Consider the following 18,562-nt stretch of genomic DNA (forward strand, 5'->3'; position numbering starts at 1 on the left):
GACCTGTCGAATTATTTACCATAAGGAATCAAGAGAAACGTACTTCTTCACAGGAAAGAAGTGTTGGATCATGCTCTGTGACCGAATGCGTTAAGGAGGAACGGAATTTGAGTAAGATAAGCGTGGTATTAGCTGATGACAATCGTGAGTTTGTAGGTCTTCTTGAAGAGTATATTAACACTCAGAGTGATATGAACGTAAGTGGGGTCGCTTACAACGGAAATGATGTATTAAAGATCGTCCAAGAGCGCGTTCCAGATATTATCATTTTGGACATTATTATGCCTCATCTGGATGGCTTGGCTGTATTAGAGCAAATTCAAGCGATGCGACTAACACCTCAACCCAAAATCATTATGCTGACAGTATTTGGCCAAGAAGAGATCACAAAGCGCGCGGTAGAACTTGGGGCATCTTACTATATATTAAAGCCTTTTGACATGGACATTCTTGCACAGCGAATTCGCCAAATGATCGGTAGCAAGACCTCTTTTATCCCAGTGATGAAAACCTCTTCTATGATGCAAAATAAGGGACGTAATTTAGATGCTAGTATAACCAGCATCATCCATGAGATAGGAGTACCGGCTCATATTAAAGGCTATTTATATTTACGAGAAGCTATTACCATGGTCTATAACGATGTCGAGCTATTGGGTTCTATCACAAAGGTGCTATATCCGGATATTGCTAAAAAGTTTAATACAACAGCCAGTCGTGTGGAACGTGCAATCCGTCATGCCATTGAAGTGGCTTGGTCGCGAGGTAATTTGGATTCCATTTCTAGCTTGTTTGGCTATACGGTTTCAAATACCAAGGCAAAACCTACGAATAGTGAGTTTATTGCGATGGTTGCAGACAAGCTGCGGATTGAGCATAAGGTGTCTTGATGTCTATACCTACGCTGTTCTCACGTTAAGCTAGGCGTCCTGTTCCCGTAAATTTAAGCGGAAATTTGGCGGAGATTCCGATAAACTTTTTTGTTACGATATCTAATGAAGATAGCGTAAACACCTTTCGCAAAGGACCATAATTTATCGGACGTGTCGTTGTTTCATAGTGTAACCCAAATGTATATCGCGAGGCAATACGCTAGTCCTTCGGGGCTGGCGTATTTATGTTCATAAGTTCGCAAATTATTAGAAAGGGAATCCTTTCCCTCTATCGAAAACATATCGGTATGGAGGTGAATTATATTAACGTAGCAGAGCACGGAAAACCGACGCTTGAACCAGTCGAAGGTAATTAGAGTTTTAGGATTTTATTATTATTTAATGCATAGGAGGAACGTAGTTGGCCGTACTAGGAGCAACCTCAATAATTATATTTTTTATTGCAATAGTAGTCGTTATAAATCCAAGATGGCTATCAAGGGGAAAATTTCATCTTGCGAGAAAACATGGTTTAATAGTTTTATTATTGTCATTTGTAGGATTTGTATGTGCGGTAGCCTTGGATGGACCAACAGGTTCCGTCTCGACAACGAGTAATGTACAAAGTGAAGAACAGCCTAAGATACAGATTGAGGACGCGATTATAAAAAGAGTGACCGATGACGTGAAGAAAAGAGACTTCGTTAAAGACGCGGCAATTACCGTAGACAAGGACCGAGTTAGTCTGGCAGTAATCGTTGACTATACTGTTAATAAAGAGACTGCAAAACGTATCGGTGATAACTTTGTACGCACTCTTGGATCAGCAGCAGGCGGGAAATCCCCAGAAAAGGACTATTATGGAGAGGTCTACGATTATTATGATTTGATAATTACAGTCGCAACGCCTGACGAGACAATAATATCGACAGGGGCGAAAGTTACAATTGTATCCAGTATAAAATGGGATAGCTGAGGAGGGTTTATGACTCCTCGGCTATTTTTTTTTTTTCAAAAAGGTACCACGTCTACTAGTCTTAGAGTTTTTCATCAATAAATTTTTATGAAATGTCCCAATTACTACAATCACATGCCCCTATTAGGAGTAAAGGGATAAAAAGTTCTTATGAAAGTGTGCGAAAACAATTTGGCGTCCGTATAACCAAATAGAAGTCAAAAGTCCAGAGGTGAAACGTTCATGACCGAACAGAATCTCGTATCAGTCGAAACACAATCGGAGTTCTCCGTCACTAGCGGCCGTCGCGAGACCCGCATCTTCCTTAAAATGTACGTGGACGCCGTACACTCCGGCTTCTTAGCGGATATTGGCGACGAAAACTGGCGCACACTCTGCGTTATAGCTTCGTTCATGAACGAGAAGGGCGAGTGTTACCCAACGCAAGAGATGATCGCACACAGGCTCGGCGTAAGCCGCCAGACAGCGAATAGGCGCGTCAAACGACTACTAGAATATCGTTGGAATGGGCGCGAGGTCATACGGGCGGTGAAGGAGCGTGACGGGAAGGGGCGGTGGGTTAATGCGAGGTATACAGTGCTCCCGATCAGTCATCTAGCGATATTTAACTCCGGATAGGGCGGGTTTGTGTCCATGTCTCACACGTCTGACACCGATACGTCGGATACGGATAGACTTGACACTAACTATAACTACTCTTTAACAAGAACTAATCTTTAACAAGAAAAAGATAGCGCATCAATCAGTCACTATGTTCCTTCTATCGCGCGGTCAATGTATTAATAGAAATAAAAGCACGAAAAAGATTATGACGCGGTAACGGATGTATAAGTGAATTGATGAGTAGGACGATGGCTACGGCTAATCAATAGGAGGGATCGCGTTCTATGGAAATTATCACCGCAATTCAAGCTGGCATCTATTCACGACACGGCATCCGCACGGACGCTTACTATCGAGAGGGGTACGGACTGCTGATTGTTCGCGAAGGGGCCCCATTATTACCGCGTAACGTAATCGCGGCCTATGACGAAGATGAGCTTGATTTTATCGCGTATCACGTCAAGAAGAAAGGAGCCTAGCCCAATGCGTATACTCGCCGGAACGTGGCGCCGGTTATCTCCCGCCACAAAAATACGATTACTCAACGCGTGGTCACGTAAATAAAACGAATATGGAGGTCATATGATGCGTAAGCACTTCGTCAATCTAACGAATGGAATCGAGGCTATCCCGGTCATCCCGGGCGAGTATTCATTTATCCGTATTCAGTCGACAGCTTGCGAGCAGAAACGATGGGACTACCTGCTTCAAGACCTCGACTATACGTTTCTGATGTCGCTGGCCCTCGGACATACATGCGTTGTTTACGATTACGGCGCGAGGAAGAACGTCCCCCGTGCGGTTTACCAAGGCTTAGAGTTCATCTACTTCGCGTTGAACCGAAGGTGGTTCGGAAAAGAGGTCATACCCGTAGTCCGCGGCCATAACGTCTATCAGTATTTCGACGAGTGCTATCGTAAGCTCACCGATCGGACACTGAAAAAACTAGACTATTTCCGAAAGTTTCTTTTTACGGATGAGATTCGGCTAGAGGTTAAAACAGCGTCGACCGAACACGACGGTGACTACCGATGGTACCGTGACTTGCTTGCGGAGGCATCGTGACCCAGTAGACGATGTACTACCGCAAACTGTCGCACATGTAATTCTGGAAATCCTAACGTGTAATGCCCGCCTTCCCATTCGAGTTTGTACGGGATCGCGGCGGAATTTAATTCCGGAAGAATCATCGAAATATCTTCGTAAGGTACAACGTAAGTAAACGAAATATTCAATATAGTTCACACTCCTTTACTGCGAATTATAGTGTGAGGAGTTGAGACAAAAATAGGGGGATAAGCAATGAAAAACATAGGAGGAAGTCCGTCTTTACTGGTTAAAGAAATGCAATGTAATGTATGTAATGGTGTTTTTTATGAATTTGATGAACAGATTGAAAAAAAGAAATGGGTTGGCTGGGAACTCATAGATTTCCGTCTGGATAAATGTCCCCATTGTGATGAAAAGATTATACACGAAACAGTGCAAACTTTGTCTGAGAACTATGCATATGTAGAAGTAGACAAAATGACAGGAGAAGTCAAAGTGTATGGCGGCTTTTGAAAATGGGGAGGCAAATATGACCGAACAACAGATCAATTGGGACAAAATTAATTAATCGGAGGCGGTACGTATGGCAAATTGGGGCGCGATTAGAGTACAGATCGGGATACAAGTTGGTAGGGCAAAAGGGTTAAGTGAAGGTGGAGTAGATGAGGTTTCTGTTGATGCGCTGGTAGAGGCGTTGGAATTATGCGAGTACGTAGCACAGCAGGCGGAAAAAGAGGTCACAGAGTTACGTGAACGACTGATACGTGAAGAGATGAAGGCGAATTTATTTGCGATGTACGGGGGTGCACGTTAATGACAAACAGTGAAACTATTGAGGACATTAAAGCGATGATACAACAGGCGAAACTTGCACGAGACTTAGGAGTGGAACAAGTATCTATCAACTCTTTTATACGAGTCAGTGCGTGGCTACTGGTTTACATTCAAACTGTAGAAGAAATACGGTTGGAAATGGAGAGCTATAGTCCGCGTGCAGATTATATACGTATGAATCGAGGTGTTCGGTAATGGACGGTAACTTAACGTTATGCGAACTGTATGAGGTCGCGAATGAGATGTGCCGTAAACATTGGGGCGTAGATTATACGGGTATTATCGAATTGAAGCGTCGTAACTGGAGACGTCGACTTGCTTGCTTTTCTACTCGTAGAAACGAACCTGAGTATGCGGCGATACGATTTTGCTCCGTTGTTAATGCACAACAAACACGAGACGAGGTAATAGACACGTTACTCCACGAACTCGTACACTGGCGGCTTTGGTCGCTAGGATTACCGCATCGCGACGTAGACCCTGAGTTTGTGCGTGAGTGTATTCGCGTGGGCACGTCGTTTAGTCAGACGACCGCGGCACAGAGAGCGGTTAAATTATACGGGGGTGCGCGTTAATGGATGATTTTCGAGGCGAGGTTTGCATAATCGACGACAAGATCGTTAAAAAGTGCGTCGGACAAGACTTTTCCCTAGGGAAACTTTACTTCGAACTAGACGCGGATAAAGCGGAGTTGGATTGCGAAATGTACGAGACTCCGACTTTCGAGCTAGATGCGTGGAGGGCTCGTATTCTTACTGCGGAAGAAATCGCGAATTTAGCGTTGTACGGTAGTTTGGATGGGAAAGGGGACTGACTATGCGAGAGGTAAAGGTTCGAGGTTGGGACGGAATGAAAATGTACTATTTCGATGTGGCGTTATACATGGCATTTAACGAAGAAGCACAAGATGACATGTGTCCTTCCTCGGCTAGTCAAAATCTCATGCTTCATACCGGACTAGACGACGAGAACGGCAAGGATATCTATGTGGGAGATATTGTTCTTGATCGAAATGAACCAGCAACAGGAATGGTGGAATTGTCATATGGAAGTTTTATTGTTAATTGGCACGGACCCGATATTGACGATCTGAGAGATTATCACGAATTCCTTGAAGTCATCGGCAATATCTACGAAAATCCAGAGTTAATGGAGGAGGCGTCCTTATGACGAAGGTATGCGGAAGACCCTACGTGTTATTTGACCCCGAACAGACTGCGGCAATAAAACGAGCTGAACGAAAGAATGACGCTATCGACCGCATCGTAAACGGATTGAACGAAGCTCTTAAAGGCATCGAGGATTACGTAGAAGACGTTGGGCCTGACGAAGAACTGTACTTAGCTCTCAATAACACGCTATGTAGTTTTGAGTATTGGGCAGGTGTTATATATGACAACGGGGCGCTCTATTCGCGAGATGACGACTACTTAATGATCGAATGGAAAGGGGAACGTGGTCTAATATGATGACGCGTGAAGAAATCGGAGCGATACGTGAACGTGCGGAGAAGGCAACAGAAGGGTCATGGAAATGGCAAGAATACTATGATTGTTCACTATCAAATAGTGAAGGCAACGTGATAGTTACAGTAGTTGGCGATGATATGAGTTATATTAAGGTTTTACGTAATGAAGACGCAGAGTTCATAGCGCATGCCCGGGAAGACATACCGAAGTTACTAGCGGAGATCGAACGATTGCAGACGAATTGGCAACGGTTGGAAGAGTACGTATGTGAATGGCAAGACAAATCCTTCGAGGATCACGACGTGTCAGAGAGCAGTGGTGCTCAATACTTCTTCGCAGGTAGGCTCAGCGCATTTAATAACGTGCAAGAGATGATTCGAGCACTAGAGCGGGAGGGCGAGGAATGTTAACCCGAATCAAACTAGCTTACCACGCTTTTCAATTAAAACGCGCAGTCAAACGGATGGTTGCCGCAGATAAGGCGTACACACGACACTTTTGCGAATGGCACGCGCTACGACACGGAAAGGGAGCGATGTGTAAATGAATAAAAGGGTAACGCCTCATGACGGCGGATGTTGGTTTTGTTATACGAAAACGAACGACATGGTGTTCGACACCGCATTTGACACATTTGTACATCGAGATTGCCTCGTAGGAGCCCTGATTCATGCCGAAAATCCAGAGGCAGTAATCATCGCAGAGGAAACGTTTTGTGACGATGCTGAGATATCTGAGCTGGCAAATGAGGCACGGAAAATAATAGATGCGAAAGGATTACTGTATACGACTGACCGTAATTTACAAGAAGACTTAGAGACATGTTACGCGGCGACAGAAGGCCCTTGGGGCGCGAGCCATGATGAGTGGCCGGGTAATGCTAACCTGCGCCATTGGGTATCTACGCATCATGACGGACTAGCTTGCGCTGTAAGCTACGAAGACGCTCGGTTTATTGCCGAAGCCCGTGACGGATGGCCTCATGCGATTGAAAGAGCACTGGATGCGGAAATGAAAGTAGCGCAGATGGAACGAAGACTTCGCGCGGTTGAATCTACTGTAGGGCGTATGCTCGATCCCTACGGATGTCAGGACTTTTGGGCTTTCGTGATGGAGTACGAATCAGAGGAGGTGTCCCTCGATGACAAAGTGTAAACTCCCGCCTGCGAAGGCATGGCGCGAACGGGAAATTGCGGATTGGAATACGACTACATTTACCGAGTATCTACGTGACCGACACGCAGAACTCTACAGACTCCCCTACGTTCCTGCCCGGGGCTGGCGATCTGAACAAGGGATGATTAAACGGATGATCGACGAACACGGAACGGAGGTAGTCAAACGGTTTATTGACGGGTGCTTCCGGGCGTATAAGCCAACGCGACAGTACCCAACGTTGACCTTTACGTTTATGTATACGTATATGCGGGCGCGGGTACTGGCGATGGTATTGCGCGAGGAGAAACGAGTAACTGCGGAGGGGAACGTAATGAGTACGGAGGAGCTGGCGGAGTGGTTGTGACTTTAGTACATCTTATCGTCTTCGTCTGTGGGTAAAATTTCGCCATTCCACCCACAAATGTCACAATCAACACCCCACCCATTGATCGCGGCTACGACTGTTTTGCCTTTTCTATCTTTACATTCGAGGCCTGTAAATTTTTTAAGATTAAAAGAAATATCAGGTATTGGACCTGCACAGTTAGGGCAGAAGATAGGTTTTGGCACTTTTGACACCTCATGTTTTTATTCAGTATAACACGTATGAAGTTATTGTAAGTAAATGTAATTCGGAGGTGAATGCGATTGACGAACGCTAATTCCTGCATACTACGCGAACCCTGCCGCCACACCGCCGACCCGATCGCCTGCACTCGCCTGTGCTCGTCCTTCATCGCTATGCACGGAGCCAGCGGAACGGGGGGCCGAGTAGCCGCCGCCTGCATCCCGAGTGACTATGCCCATGTAACCGTCGAGACGGCACCGCCACGGGTCGAACAGCGCGGTATCTATTCGGGTATCGAACGTTATATAGCGACGTTTATTCGCCAATTTAACGAGGTTTCAGAACCTTCTGAACGTATCAAGTCGTTGTATCTATTTTCGTATGAACCCGGCACAGGCAAAACCACGACAGCCGCCGCAATTGCGAACGCGTATCTAACAACGCACTATATCGGCTCGGTCCAACGAGGGCGCCAGCCGTTACAGCGGCCGGTCTTCTTCCTCGACGTAAACGAGTGGCAAGAGAAGTATAACGAGTTCAACCGTAAGCACGTTCCTGCGGATATTGCGGAGCCTGCCGCGCGAGTATACTACGACTGGATGGCGCACGCTAAAAAGGCTCCGTTCGCTGTGCTGGACGATATAGGCGTGAGGGACGCGACAAGTGCGTTCAGGGGCGATCTGCACACGGTAATTAACGCGCGTGTCACCAACGGACTGCCTACGGTTTATACGTCGAATATACCGATGGAAGAGTTGGTTACTCTATACGATAAAAGACTAGCGGATCGCGTGCGGGAGCAATGCTTGCAACTAGGGTTTAATGGCGATTCTAAGAGGGGGATACGAAAATGATTGCGAGATTATTCCGTACGAAGCCGCGTGTGACCGACGAGGAACGGGATTACTGCGCAGAGGCATTTATTGATTACGCGCTGTTAATTGAGTTTCGGAATGAGTTCGGGGAGTTGTCGGACGAGAAGGCTGACCGTTTAAATAATAAGCTAGAGGAATGGCATCAAAAATTTAAGTTTATAAAATCCAATAAATAGAAAGAATTGTAAATATTTATGCATACAATTGGCAAACACAACCATGGTATCATTTGGTTGTAAAGCGTTTTCATACACGGAGGTGAACGGTTTTGGCATACGGTGAATCGTTTCTATCGAAAGTGATTGACACAAACGATACGGGAGCATTGCTTCGATACGATATTCGGGCCGAGCATTTCCCCACGGAAGCTGAACGGAAGGCCTACCGATTCATAAAGGACTACGCGGACAGTAACGGAGGGCAGGCGCCTGATTACCGGACTGTAGTCGCTGAGTGTGCGGGCTTCACGTACATGCCGGAAGTGGGCGACTCCTTCGAATATATGGCGAAAAAGATTAGGAATGACGCGGGCAAGGTACGGTTACATTCGTTCCTAACCGGGCGGGACGTGAGCGATAAATTCACGGAACTGCCGACGGAAGAGTTTGCCGCGTGGTTAGTAGAGCGCGTCGAAGAAGTACAAGTAAGCGTGCAGACAAAAAAGAGTATAGGCCGATCTCTCGATGAACTGTCAGACGAAATGCGCGAAGAGTATAACAAACGTAAAGAGGGTAAGTCGTTCAGACTTTGGAAAACGCCATTTAACGTACTAAACGAGGCGATCGGCGGGCTATTTACCGGTGACATTTACGGGATAATGGCAGAATCAGGTCGGGGTAAATCGTATCTCATCATTGTGTTAATAGACGAATTATTACGCCAAGGTGCAACGGTTTTAGTTAAATCATTCGAGTTAAAAGCATTCCTATGGGTATCACGTCTCCTTTCGGTCGCGACTGCAAGGGATGAGGCGTTTGTCGATGAGCGGACGAACCAATCGGTAGGTCTGCCGAATAAAGAGATACTTGCCGGAAAACTCGAGGGTGAGGTTGAAAGTTATTTCTTCGAAATGTTAACGCGACTCAACGAATATTATCCGGGTAAGTTGGTATTGCAAGCGAAAGGAGATCGAGACCTTACGCGATCTCTTACGGAATTAGAGCGGGAGCTTAAACTACGGCCAGATATTGACGTAGTGGTAGTCGATCCCTTCTACGGGATATCGGATGTTTATGGAAGTAACGCAAATAAAACAACAGGAGGCGCGGCGGAACAGGCAGCACGTAAATTCGAACGAATTGTTGGGGAAAACGATGTAGTCGGAATATACGCGGTGCAGGCAACGGTTGAGAAGAAAACACGCGAAGAAGGGGATCGTGAAATCAAGCTCCCGACTCGCGATCAAGTGAAGACAACGAAGGCACTCCTCGACATTGCAACGAATCTATTCTCGTTTGATTCAGCGGATGGTAATGCACAACTGGGGATCGAGAAAGGGCGAAATGGCGCGGAGGACCTTACGGTGGATTTGATAGCGCTAATGGACTACGGTGTACTACGTGAGCTACCTAGCGTTGAAGCGGCCGCAGATCAATTTAAGCTACCGTTTTAAGGAGGGCGTATAGATGCAGATAGATATTCGGGCCGAGCTCGAACAGTTTCCGTGGACAGCCGCAACGTGGACGGGTGACAAGCTACTTGCGGCGAGTCCTTTCCGTTGGGACAGGTCGCCGTCATTCTACGTATGGTTACGGGATAGTAACGACCCACGTAATATAGCAAAGGCCGGCTACTGGTCGGATTTAGGCGCAAAGGATACGGACTATCAACACGGCGGGATCGTAAAGTTGCTGGCGTTTCTACGGGAAGAAACGGAAGAGGAGACGCGGGATTACTTACGGTGGAAATACGGGGAGGGAACAGTTGACCCCGAGGCTCTTACGTTGGACCTGTCGGGGAGTTTACGTATGAGCCAGGCGCGAACACAGACGTTAGATTCCGACTTTCATAAGCAGTACACAGACCGTGACCATCCGTATCTATCTTCGCGAGGTATTACCGAAGAGGTACAACGTCTATTCCAGACGGGCTATGATCCGAGGACTAATGCGATTACTATACCTTGGTTTAACGCAGAGGGAACGTTAGGCAACGTTAAATACCGAAAAGTTAATGAGAAGACGTTTTGGTACGCCAAGGGAGGGCGGCCTATACGTGAAATGGTGTACGGGTTGGACATTGTTTATAGGCAGAGAATTACAGGGGCGGTACTCGTGGAATCGGAGATTGACGCGATGTATCTGTGGAGTGCGGGAGTGCCGGCGGTGGCGTTAGGTGGCTCGGTGCTTAGCGAAGAGAAGGCGGAGGCTTTGCGGAAGAGCCCGATAGAGATTATCGGGGTGATGGCGGACCACGACAAGGCGGGTCAGAAGATGAAACGGGCGGTCGTCGGAGGGCTGTCGGGATATATGACGGTTAACGTCGTAGGGTATCCGATCCGATACAAGGACCCGAACGAAATAAAAAATAAGGCGGAATTAAATCAAGTGTTAAAAAATGTGTTTACAGATAAAAAAAGTTTTATTAAGATAAATTTTTGTAAAGGTAATAATTATTTTTTACGAAATATGACTTCATAATCAAGAGCTTCGAGTAGGGTAGCGACGTCACTCAGGTTCATATTTTCTCGAATAAGGCGCTGGCGAAAAGTTGTTTCCTTCACCCCTAATAGTTCAGCTAATTCCTTATAAGTTTTTATTTTCTTCTCTGATTTCATAATATCTAAGCACTCTTTAAATGTATTTCCTTGTAGTTCAATTTCTTTCTTCATCTGGAATATCTCTCCTTTATTAAGTTTATATTCATCATAGCATATATTTAAATAAAATACAGCACATAGTGTATTTTAATGACACATAATGTATTGACACGTTACATTATGTGTCGTATACTTTAATTATACTATTTCGAATAATTGATGGCAGGTGATAACCAATGATCGACATCAGTGACTTGACTTATTATCGTCTTAAATTAAGGGAAGAAATACTAATCCAAATGCATTCAAATAATCTTAGTCAACGAGACCTAGCTAAATTGATGTATATCTCTCCCCAATCGCTTTCTTATATTATGAAGAACAAGCAAGCGCTTACGCTGAACCAGATAGATTTACTGACACGCGTATTCAGGTTAGACGACGATTTTTTTTATGGAATGGTTTATGGAGAGCTTTTCAAGGACTCGTCCAAAGTTTCTCTTCCCAAAGTAACAGACTTTATTAGGGCATGCTTTCACTGCAAACAAGGTGTCAATCATTGTGGTAAAGTAGTCGAGTTATTCTTGGAAACAATAGATATAAAGGATATGTCCACCGCCTTAACTTTTGCAGAGACACTTTTCGGCTACGGCTTTCTAGCAGAGGCCGCGTCTGTATATTACGCAATTACAAATATTGAAAAGAAAATATCAGAAAGATTTGCGGTTTGCTGCCATCGAATTTTCTTGATCGAACGCGACAGGGATATGCGTAAGAAAGGCGTAGAAGCATTACATAAATTACGAGCAGTATTGAACGATCTACCCACAGAATATCCCGCACAAAAAAATGGTGTTGCAGAAACAGTAAATTTACAATTAGATGGGTACTATCGCGTCGTTACTTGGTATAATGTTACCAAAGAGTGGGAGGAACTTTCTGCTGTAGCAGATGCCTACTACAAAGAGGCAAAGGACGCTAAAGATACTAAGCATCTAGGGGAGTCGCTTCTCTATCAAGCCGCAAGTTTAATAGGACTGGGAGAACTCAGAAAAGCGGCAGAACTCCTCCGAGAATGTCGCGGACTAGACGATCATTACCGTTGGGCGGCGTTATCAAATGAGAAGTTAATTGAAGTAATGGAAGGCAAGATCGAAGCAGTAAATGAGTTTATCCGACTGGTGGTAGACAAGAATTGTGAACATGAGATTATTACGGTAGCCCCATACGCCATGGAGATACTACTTTCAAAAGGGCAGTTAGAAAGAATAGGTGTGTTTTTAGAGAAATATAACGCGATTTTTGAGTCTGTTGCATTAAAGAAGGATAAGTATAATAAGAGTCAATTCTATAATTTTCAAGTTGTTAGATTACAGTACTTTCTAGCTGTGAAACAGTATAATGAAGCATTCAACGACGTTCTTGAAGTCGTTAAAACAGCACTAGAGTTCGGAGATATTTCAATATACCAAAAAATGTCCGCGATCCTCTTCGAGCACAAGGCTATTTTAGGAGAGGACGTTGAACATAGATATTTAAATATTTTAAAAGGGGCGAATTAGAATGAAAGCATTTATGGTTACATTAGTAGCAATTGTCTCCGTTTTATTTACTCAACCAGCACAGGCAGAACAGTTTACTTATGATAATGGATCAGAAGAGAGCGTGGCATATGTAACTTCCAGAATAGTTGGGGGAGGTTGGTAGTACTACTAACCTATTTAAGACACCTGTAATGGGTGTCTTTTTTTTTGTGTGTTTTTTCTTTTATTTCGCCTAAATTCGACAAAATGCGAGAAAAATCAAAATTATAAACCTAGTAGTAAAATTACCCTTTACCGGGTATACAATAAAAACAAGAAAGCGATATATAGCAGAAAGGGAGGTAACTAATAAAAAAAATATTACCGAAGTATCGGTACAAAAGTTGGTGAGAGCGGAAGTCTCCGCTACTCTTCTTGGTCCCGATTGCTGTTACGGTTTCGTTTCGAGGGAGGTATTTCGATCCACTCGTACAGATCGTCGATATGACAGTCTAAAGCGTGCGCAATAGACTTCGCGTTAGACAGTGACATGACATTCCGGTTGTTTGCGTAGTCAGATATTTGCTGGCGTTTCATCTTGATTTTTTCCGCAAGGTCAGTCTGCGTCATATCAGCGATCTTCAACCGTTCATACAAGCGGCACCTTCCGACTTTAAACGTCATACGGCACCTCTATATAAGTAATACATTAAGTATATCAAAATGAAATCGTAATAAAAATATTCAAGCAATGTGTGCGAATTAAAAATGAGAAGCGTATATCATTATGTAGGGTAACTAAGGAGGGTCAAAATTGGAAAGAAAAAGAAAAATAAATAGCCTTGCAATCTTGTACAAGCAGTCCAGTGACCAGAACGTCTTTAACGAGTTATACCGCGAGCTGACGAAGGACTGGAACCGCCGTAAAAAAATTGATTCAAGAAATACGAGTGTTGATGAAGATTCAATCCTGGCGATGTATGAAGACGCACTGATAAAAACCTTAGATTTGTACGATTACCAAGAAAGGTCAGACGAGTTTTTACATCTTCTAAATTTCCATATTAGTAGAAGACGTATAGACATAGGACGGAAGTATACCAGACGGTTGAAATTAGAACGGGTTCTCACAGCCGAAGAAGAGTGCGCCAACACTCTCGAACGAATATCCGATAATTTCGACGCTGTTAAATACACGTCTTCAACAGAAGAGAATTACTTAGAAAAAAAAGAAAGAGACAAGCGTGAACTTGTCTCCCACCTCATCGAGTCCGCCAAGACTCTATCCGATGAGGTTACCGTGAAAATACTGACAGAGTTCTCGAAGTACGATTCGCCCAACAAGCTCGCCAAAGCTTTAGGGCTACACCACGAGACTGTAAACCGTAAGTTACGCAGAGTCTCACGATTGTACGACGCTAATCGATTCGGAGACTTACGCGATTACTTAGCGGTTTAATACAAGCGTTCCTATTCACGCAAGATTATTGCGTAAGATAGGTGCCTTAATATTAGTATAGTTCATTTCTGTGTAATAACTCAATTGTAACAAAGTGGTTATTACAAAATCTTAACCATCTTTAATTGTTATTATACAGAACGTTCTGTTAAATACAGCGAATTAATTACTCTTGAAACGGAGCTGATCCCGATGTTTGAACGTGAGCAATACGAAGACACCGAATATATCTACAACGGAGGTTTCCCGCCCTATGATGATCCTGCGGACTATATTCCGATTACCTTATCCACCTCGCTCCGAAAGGCGGTGCGGCTCGGATGAATCTCGCCGACTACCGACTAAGAGTTACGCCGCGAGTATGTCAAGAAGTAGCGAGGATCACCCGCAGACCTGCCGACAAAGTACATTCATGGATCGCGGACAAAATCCGAAAGGCGACGATGATTGACGATGGTTTGTACGAATACCACGGAATACAATTTCAGGTACGACAGGTATCACCCGTACAAGTAGTCGTAGAAAGTGCGAGTGGAACGTATGAGCCGCCCAAAAACAACGTACCTGACGGATGTGTATCGGTGGGAAACGTACTTGTACGTAAGCACGCGATACAACGGGCTAGGGAACGGTTCGGCATCGAGACAGAGAGCGCCGCACAATGGCTCGCGGATAAGTTCACACAATCAACTTTCGTAGCTAATACGAAAGACTCGAAGGGTAACATCGGCCGCCTCTTTAGTTGTGATGGGGTTTCGTTATGCGTCGATATTGGGCGAGATATTATACGAACGGTATTTCCGGGCGCGATTAGTTGCCCGAATCTATATCGCAAATTCAGCGAAATTGTATCGAAAGAGATGCGTAAAATTGATCGTTCGATAAGGGTGGCTGAACGTAAAGCAACGATTACCAAAGCACAGCTTAATTGTGAGAAATCGGAGCTAGAACTTCGTATGCTTAAAACGCGAAGTGTCGCCGTTAAGTTAGCGTGTCAAGCGCGTATAAACGCCATTAACGAATATTTTACGCAGATAGACGCTGACATTGAAAAGTTGATCGCGCGAAAAAGTCTTGTTGCTAAGTCGGTTGTAGCGTATGCGAGGGCTACAGCGGGCTAGTATGGCCGACCTCCCGCGTCGGCAAGGCGGTGTGGACGAAGAAGGCGAGGCACCCCGTATGCCTGTCGTAAACCTGTGGGGAGTATTCAGCGTCCTTGGATAGCTGATTCTAGTAGACGACCGTTCATGCCGTCTTGCGGACGCGGGACTACCGGTGTCCGAAATGATGACGAGGAGTGTTGACGATGGAGACGATTATGCACGAAGGTAAGTTGTATCGTAAGGTTGCGCGTAAGGCGAAAGAGGGCGATAAGTTCATTCAGATTACGGAAACAAGAGCATGGGATTTAACTATTGGAAGAGTTTACGCTCTAACAAGTTTCGACGGGGACGGAGACGGGTTATTTTACGGTGACACAGGCGGCATTCGGTATACTTTGGGTAAACAATACGTTGTACTGGAGCCGGTGACAGACACCGCACACAGCACACCAATCACGCTAATCTCCACAACGCCAGCCGTCGAGAAGACGTACACGATCCAGCTAACGGAACACACGATGGGCGAGCTGATCAACGCACTACGTTATTTCGCATCGGATGAGCCAATCGGCGAGGAACTACGAGACAAATTCGAAGCCATCCGCAATTCATAACGAAAAAGGAGCGATGTGCATGGGAATCCGCGAAAAGTTAAAAGAACGTGAAGAAGCCCGCGACAAGGCGGCACAAGGAGCAGGCGGAGGCATTAACGCAGGCTTGCCGGAAGGTGTTACACGCTACGTTAAGCTCGGTCAAGAACTAGCCGGGGGCAAGACGTTTGTCCTCCTCGCACCATACGGCCAATGGTACTTTTATTACACACACGAGGACGGCGAGAAGTACCCGTCACGCGAAACCTACTATCGAAAGCATACGTGCTCACATAGCCCGAAAAAGGCGCCGGCTAACGACGACGAGGGCGTTACACTCTTCGACCAGCACGCGAAGCCGAACGGAACTAACTGCCTATCGTGCAAGGCGAAAGCCAAACGCAAACTCTACTTCATGGTGCCGGTGTACGACCCCGAGTATAAAACGTGGCGCGTTCTCGACCTGAAAGAGTTCCACGCGAAAAACATTATGGATGACTTCGATAAGATTCAAATTACCGCGCAGAAGTTCAAGCCGGACTATACACTCGTTGGTGATGCGGTGACTATCGCGAAAACCTCCGACGGTAAATCGTATTCGATGGAATCGGGGAACCTTGACGAAACCCTCATCGAAGCCGCCCGTGCCTTTATCGGATCAGCCGAAATCAAATACGAAGAGCTCGCGAACTTCCGTACCGAAGATGATATTCGCGAGATACTCAAGAACGCAACGAAGAACGTAGACCAGACGGTATTAGAGGACGGGCCGATTACCGTTTCCGATGAGGACTTGCCATTTTAACCGAGAGGAGGTCGCGTATGCGTAAGTTTTTAATAATGTTTGCCTTTATCGTAGCCATTAACGTAGTGCCGGCGTTTGTCGCCCGATGCTTAGGTGCCGACTTCTTCCAGACCCAATACAGTATGTTAATCGCGTTCGTCGCGCTAATGTACGCGAACTCACTATGCGAGTAAGGAGGCGATCAGATGGCGAACTACTCGAATAATATCGGAGCCCATTCACAGTTAGTGGCGAAAACGGCGCTCCTTGCCAACGGCTATGAGATCGCCAATCCCGAAGCCCCCGAAGTGTACGACATTGTAGCGCGGCACCCGTTGTCACGCGACTGGCAGACGTTTCAAGTAAAGACCGTGCGTAGACGGGAAGACCGAGGCGGTGCGCTCGTTGTATGTGGGTCGCGTAACAGTGGCGAAGTTTACACGCGGGACGACGCGGACTATCTCATCGGAGTGCTCGACGGCGAAGTGTACTTGATCGAAAATCGGGAGCTGTCCGAATATTGGGCGACTCCAGACAATATCAACGAGAAATGGTGCAAGTTATCGACTGTTATTAAAAAACAATTATCGGAGGCGGTCTAATAATGGGAAAACAATCGAACATTAAAACGGTAAATGGCGTTCAATATCGTGTGGTAACGGATCGTGATGCGCAGGTAGGCGATTATGTGTTCTACGATGAATCACCAAGGTCCTATATTGAAGAAGGTAAGCCGTATGAGGTAGTGGAAGTTGACTCCTTCGGTGATCCTCAATTTATTGATGAGGAAGGCGATGAGTTCGATGCTTCATGGTCTGCCTCCTACGAGTTACTTGAAAAAATCGGCACCGTTCCGAACGAACTAGTAACGCATGTAGGCGTAAGTTACCGTAAGGTTGCCCGGGAGGCGAAGCCGGGTGATAAATTTGTAGTTCAGAATGAATCAGCCATGGATTATACCGCGGGTAAAGTTTACGAGATCGTCAGTTTAGGCGGTAGTGGTAATCCTCACTTTAATGACGACGTAAACGAGGAATATTACGTAACGCCAGGAGAGTACACCGTACTAGAACCGGTTTCCATCGACGAGGAGTTAGCCGTAGCACAAGCGAGAGTTGCCGAATTGGAAGCGATGAAGAAGAAGGAAGTAGCGGAGGCAAACCGTTTGAAAATCGGGGAATATGCGAAAGTAGTAGAAGCCGGTAGAGAGATAGCTACGGTTGGACAAATAGTGAAGGTCGTCATCGATGATGAGTCCCATATGCCATTCCGTACCGAGGACTTAAACGGGGAGTTTACAGGTTGGTTCCGAGAGGGTATGATAGTCCGCGCCACTGACGAAGAAGTTGCGGAAGCCAAGCGACAACAAGCATTTGACCAGTTTAAACCGGGCGATAAGGTGCGTTTGGTTAGCGGTGGAGGTAAGTTTCCGCTATTCGGTTTTAAGAACGGCGGTATTTATACCGTTGTCCAAAACAAGGTTACGGTGGACGCTGGCGAGTACAGAGCGTCTATTCAAGATCAAGACGGATTGGAGGGCTACGCGAACCCCGATCAACTAGAGAAGCTAACCAGCGAAGAGGCGAAATGGGCCGCGCTCGGCCGTAAGGTTGGCGAGTTTAAGGCGGGCGACACAGTAAGATTCCTTGGACACCCGGGTGGTATTCATGGTTTAAACAAGCACGTAGGAGTTATTACTACTATTGAACGGATTAGTGGAAGCCTTGTACCTTATTGGCTTAGTAAGCCCGGGTTTGTGAATGATGGTAACGGAACGTGGACTACGGCGGACCAACTAGAACTCATCGCACCTGTAGAATCCATCGTAAACTTACGAGTAGCCTAACGAAAGGAGGCGGTCGCTCTGACCGTAAAGTTATCGTTAAAACTCCGTTCACCGACCGTAGCCGACGCCGAGGTTAGACAGCGAGTAGCCGACG

The 18,562-nt window shown here is 45.8% G+C and carries 31 protein-coding genes; 28 read left to right on the forward strand and 3 right to left on the reverse strand.

Going from position 1 to position 18,562, the window contains the following annotated elements:
• Positions 1 to 107: 107 nt before the first annotated feature.
• The 16 genes from spo0A to BrL25_RS25800 all read left to right on the forward strand — a co-directional run bounded on the left by spo0A (position 108) and on the right by BrL25_RS25800 (position 7,326).
• The gene (gene spo0A, locus BrL25_RS19155) at positions 108 to 890 is read left to right on the forward strand and encodes a sporulation transcription factor Spo0A (protein WP_018672596.1); all 783 of its coding nucleotides are present in this window, start codon (positions 108 to 110) and stop codon (positions 888 to 890) included.
• A 403-nt stretch (positions 891 to 1,293) separates the two neighbouring features.
• The gene (locus BrL25_RS19160; protein WP_018672597.1) at positions 1,294 to 1,848 is read left to right on the forward strand and encodes a hypothetical protein; all 555 of its coding nucleotides are present in this window, start codon (positions 1,294 to 1,296) and stop codon (positions 1,846 to 1,848) included.
• 393 nt (positions 1,849 to 2,241) lie between these two features.
• Entirely contained in the window at positions 2,242 to 2,466 is a 225-nt protein-coding gene (locus BrL25_RS25795) for a helix-turn-helix domain-containing protein (protein WP_335639112.1), read from the forward strand.
• A gap of 269 nt (positions 2,467 to 2,735) precedes the next feature.
• Positions 2,736 to 2,930, forward strand: a complete 195-nt coding sequence (locus tag BrL25_RS19170; RefSeq protein WP_018672599.1) for a hypothetical protein — start codon at positions 2,736 to 2,738, stop codon at positions 2,928 to 2,930.
• A 103-nt stretch (positions 2,931 to 3,033) separates the two neighbouring features.
• A complete protein-coding gene (locus BrL25_RS19175; RefSeq protein WP_155803048.1) occupies positions 3,034 to 3,516 on the forward strand; it encodes a hypothetical protein in 483 nt (160 codons plus the stop codon).
• A gap of 237 nt (positions 3,517 to 3,753) precedes the next feature.
• Entirely contained in the window at positions 3,754 to 4,014 is a 261-nt protein-coding gene (locus BrL25_RS19180) for a hypothetical protein (RefSeq protein ID WP_018672601.1), read from the forward strand.
• Positions 4,015 to 4,084: 70 nt separating this feature from the next.
• Positions 4,085 to 4,315, forward strand: coding sequence for a hypothetical protein (locus BrL25_RS19185; RefSeq protein WP_018672602.1), 231 nt, complete (start codon positions 4,085 to 4,087; stop codon positions 4,313 to 4,315).
• A complete protein-coding gene (locus BrL25_RS19190; protein WP_018672603.1) occupies positions 4,315 to 4,530 on the forward strand; it encodes a hypothetical protein in 216 nt (71 codons plus the stop codon). Before BrL25_RS19185 ends, BrL25_RS19190 begins: the two co-directional genes overlap by 1 nt.
• A complete protein-coding gene (locus BrL25_RS19195; RefSeq protein WP_018672604.1) occupies positions 4,530 to 4,910 on the forward strand; it encodes a SprT-like domain-containing protein in 381 nt (126 codons plus the stop codon). The genes BrL25_RS19190 and BrL25_RS19195 overlap by 1 nt, the downstream gene beginning before the upstream one ends.
• Entirely contained in the window at positions 4,910 to 5,149 is a 240-nt protein-coding gene (locus tag BrL25_RS19200; RefSeq protein WP_018672605.1) for a hypothetical protein, read from the forward strand. Before BrL25_RS19195 ends, BrL25_RS19200 begins: the two co-directional genes overlap by 1 nt.
• Before the next feature lie 2 nt (positions 5,150 to 5,151).
• Complete coding sequence (locus tag BrL25_RS19205; protein WP_018672606.1) at positions 5,152 to 5,505, forward strand: YopX family protein; 354 nt, start codon at positions 5,152 to 5,154, stop codon at positions 5,503 to 5,505.
• Positions 5,502 to 5,804 (forward strand): hypothetical protein, encoded by a 303-nt coding sequence (locus BrL25_RS19210; RefSeq protein ID WP_018672607.1) that lies wholly within the window; start codon positions 5,502 to 5,504, stop codon positions 5,802 to 5,804. Before BrL25_RS19205 ends, BrL25_RS19210 begins: the two co-directional genes overlap by 4 nt.
• Positions 5,801 to 6,214 (forward strand): hypothetical protein, encoded by a 414-nt coding sequence (locus tag BrL25_RS19215; protein ID WP_018672608.1) that lies wholly within the window; start codon positions 5,801 to 5,803, stop codon positions 6,212 to 6,214. Before BrL25_RS19210 ends, BrL25_RS19215 begins: the two co-directional genes overlap by 4 nt.
• Positions 6,208 to 6,351, forward strand: a complete 144-nt coding sequence (locus tag BrL25_RS24900; RefSeq protein WP_018672609.1) for a hypothetical protein — start codon at positions 6,208 to 6,210, stop codon at positions 6,349 to 6,351. Before BrL25_RS19215 ends, BrL25_RS24900 begins: the two co-directional genes overlap by 7 nt.
• Positions 6,352 to 6,410: 59 nt before the next feature.
• Entirely contained in the window at positions 6,411 to 6,959 is a 549-nt protein-coding gene (locus tag BrL25_RS19220; RefSeq protein ID WP_157775856.1) for a hypothetical protein, read from the forward strand.
• 154 nt (positions 6,960 to 7,113) lie between these two features.
• Positions 7,114 to 7,326 carry a hypothetical protein gene (locus tag BrL25_RS25800; protein ID WP_236848056.1) on the forward strand — a complete coding sequence of 71 codons (213 nt, stop codon included), beginning with the start codon at positions 7,114 to 7,116 and terminating at the stop codon, positions 7,324 to 7,326.
• Between the two features lie 2 nt (positions 7,327 to 7,328).
• On the opposite strand, the gene BrL25_RS19230 is transcribed toward BrL25_RS25800, so the two are convergent.
• Positions 7,329 to 7,532, reverse strand: a complete 204-nt coding sequence (locus tag BrL25_RS19230) for a hypothetical protein (protein ID WP_018672612.1) — start codon at positions 7,530 to 7,532, stop codon at positions 7,329 to 7,331.
• A gap of 78 nt (positions 7,533 to 7,610) precedes the next feature.
• Here BrL25_RS19230 and BrL25_RS19235 point away from each other — a divergent pair, with 78 nt between their 5' ends.
• The 4 genes from BrL25_RS19235 to BrL25_RS19250 all read left to right on the forward strand — a co-directional run bounded on the left by BrL25_RS19235 (position 7,611) and on the right by BrL25_RS19250 (position 11,044).
• Positions 7,611 to 8,384: a P-loop NTPase family protein gene (locus tag BrL25_RS19235; RefSeq protein WP_018672613.1), complete on the forward strand. Its 774-nt coding sequence runs from the start codon at positions 7,611 to 7,613 to the stop codon at positions 8,382 to 8,384.
• Positions 8,381 to 8,581 (forward strand): hypothetical protein, encoded by a 201-nt coding sequence (locus BrL25_RS19240; RefSeq protein ID WP_018672614.1) that lies wholly within the window; start codon positions 8,381 to 8,383, stop codon positions 8,579 to 8,581. The genes BrL25_RS19235 and BrL25_RS19240 overlap by 4 nt, the downstream gene beginning before the upstream one ends.
• A 296-nt stretch (positions 8,582 to 8,877) precedes the next feature.
• Positions 8,878 to 10,017 (forward strand): AAA family ATPase, encoded by a 1,140-nt coding sequence (locus BrL25_RS19245; protein WP_236848057.1) that lies wholly within the window; start codon positions 8,878 to 8,880, stop codon positions 10,015 to 10,017.
• Between the two features lie 355 nt (positions 10,018 to 10,372).
• Positions 10,373 to 11,044 carry a toprim domain-containing protein gene (locus BrL25_RS19250; protein ID WP_157775857.1) on the forward strand — a complete coding sequence of 224 codons (672 nt, stop codon included), beginning with the start codon at positions 10,373 to 10,375 and terminating at the stop codon, positions 11,042 to 11,044.
• Here BrL25_RS19250 and BrL25_RS19255 read toward each other — a convergent pair.
• Positions 11,017 to 11,235: a hypothetical protein gene (locus BrL25_RS19255; protein WP_018672617.1), complete on the reverse strand. Its 219-nt coding sequence runs from the start codon at positions 11,233 to 11,235 to the stop codon at positions 11,017 to 11,019. The genes BrL25_RS19250 and BrL25_RS19255 overlap by 28 nt on opposite strands.
• Before the next feature lie 164 nt (positions 11,236 to 11,399).
• Here BrL25_RS19255 and BrL25_RS19260 point away from each other — a divergent pair, with 164 nt between their 5' ends.
• Both BrL25_RS19260 and BrL25_RS24905 read left to right on the forward strand, forming a co-directional pair.
• On the forward strand, positions 11,400 to 12,725 hold the full coding sequence (locus BrL25_RS19260; protein ID WP_018672618.1) for a helix-turn-helix transcriptional regulator: 1,326 nt from the start codon (positions 11,400 to 11,402) through the stop codon (positions 12,723 to 12,725).
• A gap of 1 nt (position 12,726) precedes the next feature.
• Positions 12,727 to 12,870, forward strand: coding sequence for a hypothetical protein (locus tag BrL25_RS24905; protein WP_018672619.1), 144 nt, complete (start codon positions 12,727 to 12,729; stop codon positions 12,868 to 12,870).
• 242 nt (positions 12,871 to 13,112) lie between these two features.
• On the opposite strand, the gene BrL25_RS19265 is transcribed toward BrL25_RS24905, so the two are convergent.
• Positions 13,113 to 13,370 carry a helix-turn-helix transcriptional regulator gene (locus tag BrL25_RS19265; protein WP_018672620.1) on the reverse strand — a complete coding sequence of 86 codons (258 nt, stop codon included), beginning with the start codon at positions 13,368 to 13,370 and terminating at the stop codon, positions 13,113 to 13,115.
• A gap of 130 nt (positions 13,371 to 13,500) precedes the next feature.
• Here BrL25_RS19265 and BrL25_RS19270 point away from each other — a divergent pair, with 130 nt between their 5' ends.
• The 6 genes from BrL25_RS19270 to BrL25_RS19295 all read left to right on the forward strand — a co-directional run bounded on the left by BrL25_RS19270 (position 13,501) and on the right by BrL25_RS19295 (position 18,468).
• Positions 13,501 to 14,145 (forward strand): hypothetical protein, encoded by a 645-nt coding sequence (locus tag BrL25_RS19270; RefSeq protein WP_018672621.1) that lies wholly within the window; start codon positions 13,501 to 13,503, stop codon positions 14,143 to 14,145.
• A 443-nt stretch (positions 14,146 to 14,588) separates the two neighbouring features.
• Entirely contained in the window at positions 14,589 to 15,266 is a 678-nt protein-coding gene (locus tag BrL25_RS19275) for a hypothetical protein (RefSeq protein WP_155803051.1), read from the forward strand.
• Positions 15,267 to 15,451: 185 nt separating this feature from the next.
• A complete protein-coding gene (locus BrL25_RS19280) occupies positions 15,452 to 15,862 on the forward strand; it encodes a hypothetical protein (protein WP_018672624.1) in 411 nt (136 codons plus the stop codon).
• 19 nt (positions 15,863 to 15,881) lie between these two features.
• Entirely contained in the window at positions 15,882 to 16,643 is a 762-nt protein-coding gene (locus BrL25_RS19285; RefSeq protein WP_018672625.1) for a hypothetical protein, read from the forward strand.
• A gap of 185 nt (positions 16,644 to 16,828) precedes the next feature.
• Complete coding sequence (locus BrL25_RS19290) at positions 16,829 to 17,224, forward strand: hypothetical protein (RefSeq protein ID WP_018672627.1); 396 nt, start codon at positions 16,829 to 16,831, stop codon at positions 17,222 to 17,224.
• A gap of 2 nt (positions 17,225 to 17,226) precedes the next feature.
• A complete protein-coding gene (locus tag BrL25_RS19295; RefSeq protein WP_018672628.1) occupies positions 17,227 to 18,468 on the forward strand; it encodes a hypothetical protein in 1,242 nt (413 codons plus the stop codon).
• Positions 18,469 to 18,562 lie beyond the last annotated feature (94 nt).

It is taken from the genome of Brevibacillus laterosporus DSM 25 (genome assembly GCF_002706795.1).
In the GTDB taxonomy this organism is placed as follows: Bacteria; Bacillota; Bacilli; order Brevibacillales; family Brevibacillaceae; genus Brevibacillus_B; species Brevibacillus_B laterosporus.